This is a genomic window from Erwinia sp. PME.40.26/001 (assembly GCF_055556675.1).
Map to the genome: position 1 here is coordinate 1 of NZ_JBVHNP010000203.1, position 268 is coordinate 268.

The following is a 268-nucleotide window of genomic DNA, read 5'->3' on the forward strand; positions in this document are numbered from 1 at the left end:
GTCGACGGCCGTGGCATCCGCCCGTCCCGTCTCCGTCCCGTCGGCGTCGTCGCTGTCGGTCGAGACACCGAGGAGGATCGTTGCCTCGTAGGTCTTGTCAGCGCCCACGATGTAGGTGAGCAGGCGCGTCGCGCCCTCGACGCCCAGCACGAGCAGGCCCGTGGCCATCGGGTCGAGGGTCCCCGCGTGCCCGATCTTGCGGGTGCCGAGGGCACGCCGGGCGCGGGCCACGACGTCATGGCTGGTGATGCCTCCGGGCTTGTCGACC

Annotated in this window: 1 pseudogene; it reads right to left on the reverse strand. The window is 72.0% G+C overall.

From position 1 onward, the window contains the following. Nucleotides 1-268 (reverse strand): annotated as a pseudogene (locus tag ACZ3HG_RS23845) (hypothetical protein); the annotation flags it as partial.